We start from the raw sequence: 8,100 nt of genomic DNA on the forward strand, positions 1-8,100 counted from the left end.
CGTATTCGTGAACCGCCGCATATTGCATCAGATGCGAATTGGCGACACCTCGCGCCCGACGGCTCGAACTCGACGAAGGAGCTGCTGTGTGCGCCGTTTCGGCCGACTGCACTCTACCCATCTGAACACGGCTTGAGGTAGGTGAGGTGGTAGGGATTCGTGCGCTGACCTGGGGCGCTAGACAGCTGTTCGCGTTGGATGCGAATATTTCGCATCCAACGCGAACGACGGAGAGTGACGGTGTCGAGGACGAACGACCGGCTTCCGGGTGCCGCTCGACTACAGCTGGCCGATGGGGTGGCGTTGCTGCACCCCCAGGAGCAGGTGTTCGAAGCGATGGTGGACGGCTGGCGCAATCAGCAGCTGGCCAGAAATCTCGCCCTCTCGACGATCGACAAACGGACCGGCCGCCTTCGCACCTTTCTCCGGCATGCCGAGGCATTCCCGTGGCAGTGGACGGCCCAGCACGCCGACGAATGGTTCGGTGACCTGCGCTCGGTGCACGGCTGCGCGCACTCGACACTGCGCTCCTACCAGGACGCGCTGCGTTCCTTCTGCCAGTACGTCATCGATCCGGCCTACGGCTGGGCAGAGGTCTGCCAGGAGCGCTTCGGCACGCATCCGATCCAGATCGTGCACGAAGGCAACTCCGCGGTCCATGTCCAAGAAGTCGAGTCCCGGCCCGAGAAGCGGGCCTTCACCATCGATGAGCTGCAGGACTTCTTCGACTACGCCGACGAGCAGGTGACCAAGGCCCGCGACCGGGGCCGCAAGGGCTGGCTGCCGGCCTTCCGGGACGCCACCTTGTTCAAGGTCGCCTACAGCTACGGCCTGCGGCGCAACGAGACCCGGATGCTGGACGTCGCCGATCTCGGCCGCAATCCACACGGACCCGAGTTCGGCGACTATGGCCTGCTCCACATCCGCTACGGCAAGGCCAAGAAGGGGTCGCCGCCCAAACGGCGCAGCGTGGTGACGGTCTGGACCTGGACCGCAGAGATCATGGAGGAGTGGATCACCGAGTTCAGGCCTTTGCTGGCGGCCCCCGGCACGACAGCTTTGTGGCCGTCCGAACGCGGCAGCCGGATCGGGCTGCAACGGATCAACTCCCGCTTCGCCGCCTACCGCGATGCCCTTGGCCTGGATCCTGGCCTGGACTTCCATGGGCTGCGCCGTTCCTATGTCACCCACCTCATCGAGGCGGGCCGCGATCCGATGTTCGTCCAGTTCCAGTGCGGTCACGAGCACGCCAGCACCACGTCTCTCTACACCTGCGTCTCCTCCGACTTCCGCACCCGCACCCTGCGCCGAGCCTTGGATGAGACCCTGGCTGCCGCTCTCGAACCGCCCAGAAGGAAGACACGATGAAACGCCAGGTCAGCTACCAATGGCGGCTGCGCGAGGTCATGGCAGCCCACGGCATGTTCACCATCAGCGACCTCGTCCCACTGCTGGTCGAGCGCGGCATCGACCTGTCGGTCTCCCAGGTCCACAGGCTGGCCACCGGCGTCCCGGAGCGCCTCTCACTTCCCGTCCTCGCCGCGCTCTGCGACATCTTCACCTGCACCCCGACCGACCTGATCGCCACCAAAGCCGAGAACGCCATCGTCCGCAAGACCGCGAGCGACGATGGGCCGGTCAACCTCAACGCCCGGCGGCCCAAGCGCGCCCGCCTCCGGCCCGAGGAGTGAGCAGACCTGGCCTGACCTGCGACATCTGCGGGAAGGAAGGGCGCAGACATCGGCGTGGTCTCTGCGGCCAGTGCGCCTTGACCCAAGACCTGGAAGCCGTCCTGAACAGCGGAGACGGCAGTATCCGGGCCGAACTGCTGCCCTTCTTCGACGGCTTTCGCGCGATGGGCAACCCGCGAGCGGGCATCCAGTGGATCCGCCATTCCCATGTTCATCAGATGCTCCGCACCCTGGCCGACCCGGCCACACCCCTCACACACGAGACGCTCGACGAGATGTCTCCCTGGCGTTCGGTCGCCTACCTGCGTGACCTTCTGATGCTGCACGGCGTCCTCCCGCCCGCAGACCGGCACCTGATGCTGTTCCAGCGGTGGCTGCGCGACACCCTCAACCAGATCACCGAACCCGATCGCCGGCAGCTGGTGGCCAGATTCGCCACCTGGCACTGCCTCCACCGGCTCCGGCAGTTCGCCGAAAAGAAACCGATCACCGAGAAGCAAACCCAGCAGGCCCGAGGCGAGATCCTGCAGGCCATTGCGTTCCTGAGCTGGCTGGACCAGCACGGCCGCGCCCTCGCCACCTGCGGCCAGAGCGACATCGACGGCTGGTATGCGGGCGCCTACACCGCCCGACGCCTCACCCACGCCTTTCTCAGGTGGGCCATGCGGACCAAGCTCCTGCCCCGGCGGGCACTCCCGCACCACCCCACCACCAACCCCGCGCCCATCAGCCAGCAGCAGCGCCTGGCCGCTCTGCGCCGTCTCCTCAACGACGAACAGATCCCCCTTCTCACCCGGACCGCCGCCGTCATGGTGCTGCTCTATGCCCAGCCTCTGACTCGGATCCTGCGCCTGACGATCGACGATGTCCTCCATCACGACGGCCAGGTCAGCCTCCGCCTCGGGGCCCCACCCACACCCGTCCCAGAGCCCTTCGCCACCCTGCTACTGCACCACCTCGACCAGCGCCTCAACCTGACGACCGCAACCAATCAGAACTCCCGCTGGCTCTTCCCGGGCCGCCGCGGCGGCCAGCCCATGACCACCGACGCCATCGAACAACGACTGCGAACCCACCAGATCGCCACCCTCAATAGCCGGGCCGCCGCACTGCGGCACCTGGTTCTTCAGGCACCGGCACCGGTCATCGCCCGGATGCTCGGCTACACCGACCAGCAGACCAGCCGCATCGCTACTGCCGCCGGCAGCCCCTGGAGCCGCTACGCCCCAGGCGACGACCACTCCCCGTGACGACCACGAGCTCAACCACAGCCGAATAGGCGACAGTTGATTACGCGAGGTCGCCAGAGCCGGTCCCCCACCAGCGAGTCGGTGATCTCCGTCTGTCGCACGTGGCACAGTGCGGCCAGTAGTGTCAGCCGCCGGGGCGGCTTCATCCGCTCAAGGTTCGCCGGGTACTCCTTCGACGCCCGCGCCCGCCACGCGTCCACCAGCTTCTCCGACACGTCCGCGAACAAGTCCGCGGGTAACTCCAGCCGCCGCACCCGCTCCAGCTTGTTCACCTCCGCCAGCAGGCTCTCCAGCCCCGGCGACCCAGGGTCTGCCTTCAACTCGGCGAAGTGCGAACGCCCGCTGCCTGACACCGCCACCTCTCCGTCCGCTGCCTCGCCCGTCTCGTCCTCGCTGCTGGCGACCAGGTCCTCCAGGCGCGAGCGCGTCGCGTGCGAGATCCGCTCCACCCTGCTGCGGCAGAACTGGGCCTCGAAGTCCTTGACCGCCTTGCCCACCAGCCGCCCGACCCGCCCCGGAGCGGGCGGCTCAATGCGCTCGTTACGGCACCGGGCCACCACCGCCGCCGCAAGACGATCCCGCGACAGCTCCACCGGACATAGTTCAGCGGCCAGCCACTCGGCCAGCCGCTCCTGGTCTTCCTCGGTGTTCGCCCTAAACCCGTACGCCTCCCGGATCTCCTTGCGGTGCCGCTTGATCCGGTCGCCCTGCCAGTCGTAGTCCGCCCACGCCCCGGCCGGAACCTTCACCTGATGGGCCACGTAGTCCACCGCCGCTGCGGGTATCTCCTTGGCGGACTCCGGGAACCGGGCCTCTACCTCAAAAAACTTGAGCAACAATGCGAAGCCCAACCGGGTCGCCCCGGACTTGTTCCGCACCCTCTTCATGTCGTCTTCGAGCAGAGTCCAGACCTCGATCAGGTCTTCCGGCTCCCAGTCCTGCCGCATTCACCCCACCCCTCACCGTCACTCGTTCAGCTCAACGAGGCGGCCGGCCCGGGGCAACGAGGGCTACGGCGGTTACTCAGCGCTACACGCCACCTGGCGGTAGCTATACGAGAACAGGGCCGAGTAGGGCGTAAGGAGCAGCGGGACAGTCATTAGCTGTCCGGGTACGACCTCGCCGCGCCGTGTCCGTCCACCCAGTATTCGGCGGCGCCGGACCGTGAGGCCCGGCGCCGCCGCGGGTGGCCAGATCAGTCGCGTGCGGAGCCGCCCGTGGCCGATGTGTTCAGCTGCGCGCTCGTCCGGCCGGTGAGCTCCTCGAGGGAGACGCTGTGCCGCGACCCGTCTTGGAGGATTGCCGTGAGACTCTTGACGCCGCCATGAGGTGAGGCGTTCTCGCGCTCCTCCGTCGTCGGCGCGTCCGGCCACCAGGCTGCGAAGTAGCCGCCGGTGACGGTCGCGGTCACGCTGCCTTTCGCCTCCGTGGAGAGCTCCAGACCCACCACGCCGGCACCGACCCTGCCGGTCACGATACGCACGCTCTCCTCACTCGTGCTCATGACCGCGCCGAGGGCGGCCCGCGCCGACCCCGCGGGAACCGGCGAAAGCGGTTGTGCGTCGGGCCCTGGCGTGCTGCCCTGCGAGCCGACGAGGTCGCCATCGCGGAGCAGGCAGGTGATCTCGGCCAGATGGCTGCTGTCGTCGTTGACGTAGACGAGCGTCCATGGCCCCCGGCCCTCGGTCACCACGGGCCGGAACCCGAGCTCATGCCCGGTTGTGCGCTTGGCGGTGTCCCGGGCGCTGTCGAGGCACTTCTCCTGGGCGTCGGCGGCCCGGTCACCGCTCACCGTGTGCGGCGTCGCGGTCCACGCTGCCATCGCCGAGCCACCGCCGAACACGCCGGGCAGCAGCAGCGCTGCCGCGATGCCGACGGCCACCCCTCCGCCGGCAGCGGCGAGACGCCCGGCGGTGAGCAGGCGAGGGCTGCTGGTCGTCGGTGCGGGCGCCTCCATCGGGTCGGTGGCCACCACCCGGGCCAGCAGGACCCGAGCCTTGGGGTCGGTGCTGGTGTCCAGGTCGGCGGGGGTGACGGCCGGGTCGAGGTCGCGCAGGGCGTGGTCGAGGGTGTCGTTCATCGCATACTCCGGGAGTTCACGGTGGCGGTTGCCACGGGCTGGGTTGTAGTGGCGGGGACCGCGTCGGCGTGGTAGCGCAGGGCACGCCGGGCCCGGGTGAGCCGAAGCCGGAACGCGACGGCGGAAATGCCGAGCACCCGCGCGGCCTGTGGGGCTGTGAGGCCATCCCACACAGCCAAGGCGAGCGTCTCCTGGTGGCGCGGGCTGAGCCGCCGCCACGCCCGGACGAGGTCGAGTCGGCGTGCCACCAGCTCGGGGTCCAGCCCGGCCGCCGCGGCGCCGGTCAGCTGGCTGCCGGCGATGCGAACGGTAAGTGCCTGCCGCCGCTGGTCGGCCCGCAGCCCGTTGCGCAGAGTGCGGTGCGCCACGCCGAACAGCCAGGCCCGAGCCTCGTCCGCCGCCAGCGGCACGTCGTCCAAGCGCCGCCAGGCGACGAGGAACACGTCGGCGACCACGTCCTCGGCATGGGAGGGATGGACACGACGCTCGACGAACCGCAGCAACGCGGCATACGTCTGCTCGTAGAGGCGGGCGAAGCGCTGGGTGCGCGGCGGCCCGGTGTCGGTGACGTTCATGCCTAGGTCATGTCCGGCAAGCCCACAGGTGTGTCGCGAACCGTCACGACGAGGCGTCGACGGCCTTTGGGGGCCCAGTAGTAACGCCCCAGGAAACAACGGATATGCAGGTCAGCGGCCCATCTTCCACGCTGTGCCTGAAGGTCCCTAAGGGAGCTCTGACCTGCATATTCGTTGAAAATTCCGTCGATACCACCGAGACCTCATAAGGGGTCGATCGCAGGATGAGGGTTCAGGCCGCCCAGTACGGATGCACCGCATCCGACCTCGTTGCGAGGCGGCGGGCCCGGGCACCTTGTGACTGCTCTGAGATCTTGGACTGCGACGATCTCGGCGGTCCCGTCACCGTAGGGCAAGAGCAGCAGGAGAACCCCCCGATGAGATGGCCTCTCGCCGCATTCGCCGCCGTCCTGGCATCCGCCCTGGTCGCCGGGTTCGGTGACGGTGCGAGCGCCCAGAGCGCTCCGGCGGACCCGGTGCAGGCGCTCAAGAAGCAGATGGCGGCACATGGCGGAGTGCGCTTCTCCCGGGTCGCGGTCGACACGACCGAGGATCGAAGCGATGTTCCCTCCTGGATGACCAAACGCAAGAGCAAGATCACCTTCCGTAGCAAGGGGGTCGTCCGGTTCGGGGGCGGGAAGGTCACGGCCAGCGACGTGACGAGCCGAAACAGCCTTATCTGGTCAGATGAGAGCGTGCGGTTGGTCACCTTCACAGGCCGCAGCTATATGTCGGGATGGCCGGTGCAGCCGCTGCCCGCGGGCAAGGAGTGGGTTCTGCTCGACGACGACACGACCAGGCCGGAGATGGACAGTGGGCGGATCAGGCTCGCCGATCCCGCCACGTTGCGGGCCGTGCTCGCCACCACCACGGCCAAACGGCCCGAGGGCCGCTACGACGGCACCCGCACCACCCTGTACGAGGGAAAGATCACCTTCGGCGAGCTGAGCAGGGCCTACCCCGGATTCCGTCTCCTCACCGACGGAAGGCCAACCGCGAAGGACCTCAGGATCGAGGTCTCCTAGCGGCTGTGGATCGGTGAGGACCAGCTCGTCCGCAGGGCGTGGAGCTCGTGGAGCGAACCCCTCCTCAAGAAGATCGACCTCCACGTCTCCAGCGTCACCGATGTCCGCCTGACCGGCTGGGGCACCGCACCTGGTGTCCATGCCCCCTCCGACGACCAGGTGGTGAAAGCCGATGGCCCCGTACCCGACTTCACCATCCGCACCCTCCAGCAGATGAGCGAGGACCTCGGCTCCCAGAACCATTCCGCCTCCCAGTGAACCTCTGGTCCACTGCCCAGCTGTTACGCGCAGGCGCGCGAGAAAACCGGGACGAGGACCCTCTCGCCTTTGACAGCGGAAACCGGCCAAGGCCTTGATCACCAGTCGTTACCGGAGCGGTGCTGGTTGACGTCATCGGCCTGCCTGCGCGTCTGTCTGAGGGCGGGGCGGCGTCTTTAAGGTAGGACGGTGCCGGGTTCGGCGGGGGTGATCCGCCGTCCGCGCAGTGGAGGTCGGCACGCGACGAAACCCGACGGTGGCCGGGACCGGGGTCGAGGAACAACGGGACAGTCATTAGCGGTACGGGCTGTTCGAGCAGGTCAGGTCGGTGCACGGCCAACAGTGTCGAGTCAGCTTTTCGGCCCGAACCTAGCAGGACAGTCCGGTGCGATAACACGATTTTTAGTGTTTCCGCAGGTCGCGGCGACCATCCGCACCATAATCCATCTCACCGCTAATGGCTGTCCCCGCGTTCCTCGACCCCGAGACCGGTCAGATGTTTCCGGCCCGGATGTCGTCGAGGAAGCTTCGCCAGACGGCCGGGGCGAAGGACAGCACCGGGCCTGGACGGTCCTTGCTGTCGCGGACGGCGACGAGGCCGGGGAGGTTGATGGCGACCTCGACGCAGCTGCCGTTGCCGCCACCGCTGAAGCTGGACTTGTGGAACTCGGCTGCGGACAGGTCAGGGGAGATCATGTTCACTCCTCACCGCGGCGATGAGCTCCGCGGGCTTAATGACAGCTTAACCTCGCGCACCTGATCGGGTGCCACGACATAGAGGCCCGGAGCTCGGGTCGGTGTCACCAGACGCAAAGTAGAGCGTCCGCGCTGGTCAGAGGGCCCGGACGGCGGGTGGCCGCCGGAGCGGTTACGGCTGTGGACAACCGGGGCGGGGCAGTGGCCGAATCATGGCGTTCGGGCGTCCTAGGACGCTGACCTGGACGGATGTGATTCAGAAGAGCGGACAGACTTAACGTTCTGTCTGGTCAGACCTCACGCTGAGCTACTTTGCCCCTGGTGACACCGACCCGAGCGCCGGGCCCTGTAGGCGGGGCCGTCCCATGCGCGTTCGTCGGTCGGGCCGACGCCGAGCCGGTCTTCGGCGCCCTGGCGGACGTCGTCGGGGTGCCACCGGTCGGGTCGCCCCGGGCGTCTCAGCCCGGGGCTCCCACAGAACCGTGCGTAACAATCTCTCGTTACACGGCTCTTGTCGTTCCTGGT

At 67.8% G+C, this 8,100-nt stretch carries 8 protein-coding genes; 4 read left to right on the forward strand and 4 right to left on the reverse strand.

Annotation, left to right across the window (positions count from 1 at the left end; genetic code table 11):
• The first annotated feature begins 240 nt into the window (after positions 1-240).
• The 3 genes from IG98_RS0143150 (at position 241) to IG98_RS0143160 (ending at position 2,941) form a co-directional block, all read left to right on the forward strand.
• Entirely contained in the window at positions 241-1,368 is a 1,128-nt protein-coding gene (locus IG98_RS0143150) for a tyrosine-type recombinase/integrase (protein WP_030926198.1), read from the forward strand.
• The gene (locus IG98_RS0143155) at positions 1,365-1,691 is read left to right on the forward strand and encodes a helix-turn-helix domain-containing protein (protein WP_030926200.1); all 327 of its coding nucleotides are present in this window, start codon (positions 1,365-1,367) and stop codon (positions 1,689-1,691) included. Before IG98_RS0143150 ends, IG98_RS0143155 begins: the two co-directional genes overlap by 4 nt.
• Before the next feature lie 77 nt (positions 1,692-1,768).
• The gene (locus IG98_RS0143160; RefSeq protein ID WP_037972887.1) at positions 1,769-2,941 is read left to right on the forward strand and encodes a site-specific integrase; all 1,173 of its coding nucleotides are present in this window, start codon (positions 1,769-1,771) and stop codon (positions 2,939-2,941) included.
• Positions 2,942-2,952: 11 nt separating this feature from the next.
• On the opposite strand, the gene IG98_RS0143165 is transcribed toward IG98_RS0143160, so the two are convergent.
• The 3 genes from IG98_RS0143165 to IG98_RS0143175 all read right to left on the reverse strand — a co-directional run bounded on the left by IG98_RS0143165 (position 2,953) and on the right by IG98_RS0143175 (position 5,596).
• A complete protein-coding gene (locus tag IG98_RS0143165) occupies positions 2,953-3,888 on the reverse strand; it encodes a DUF4158 domain-containing protein (protein WP_030926204.1) in 936 nt (311 codons plus the stop codon).
• Between the two features lie 248 nt (positions 3,889-4,136).
• The gene (locus IG98_RS0143170; RefSeq protein ID WP_030926206.1) at positions 4,137-5,021 is read right to left on the reverse strand and encodes a hypothetical protein; all 885 of its coding nucleotides are present in this window, start codon (positions 5,019-5,021) and stop codon (positions 4,137-4,139) included.
• Entirely contained in the window at positions 5,018-5,596 is a 579-nt protein-coding gene (locus tag IG98_RS0143175; RefSeq protein ID WP_030926208.1) for an RNA polymerase sigma factor, read from the reverse strand. The genes IG98_RS0143170 and IG98_RS0143175 overlap by 4 nt, the downstream gene beginning before the upstream one ends.
• A gap of 377 nt (positions 5,597-5,973) precedes the next feature.
• Here IG98_RS0143175 and IG98_RS0143180 point away from each other — a divergent pair, with 377 nt between their 5' ends.
• A complete protein-coding gene (locus IG98_RS0143180; RefSeq protein ID WP_030926210.1) occupies positions 5,974-6,621 on the forward strand; it encodes a hypothetical protein in 648 nt (215 codons plus the stop codon).
• Positions 6,622-7,371: 750 nt separating this feature from the next.
• On the opposite strand, the gene IG98_RS0143195 is transcribed toward IG98_RS0143180, so the two are convergent.
• Complete coding sequence (locus tag IG98_RS0143195; protein ID WP_030926213.1) at positions 7,372-7,575, reverse strand: DUF397 domain-containing protein; 204 nt, start codon at positions 7,573-7,575, stop codon at positions 7,372-7,374.
• Positions 7,576-8,100: the final 525 nt, after the last annotated feature.

Origin of the sequence: Streptosporangium amethystogenes, from assembly GCF_000721075.1 — a bacterium.
GTDB lineage: Bacteria > Actinomycetota > Actinomycetes > Streptosporangiales > Streptosporangiaceae > Streptosporangium > Streptosporangium amethystogenes.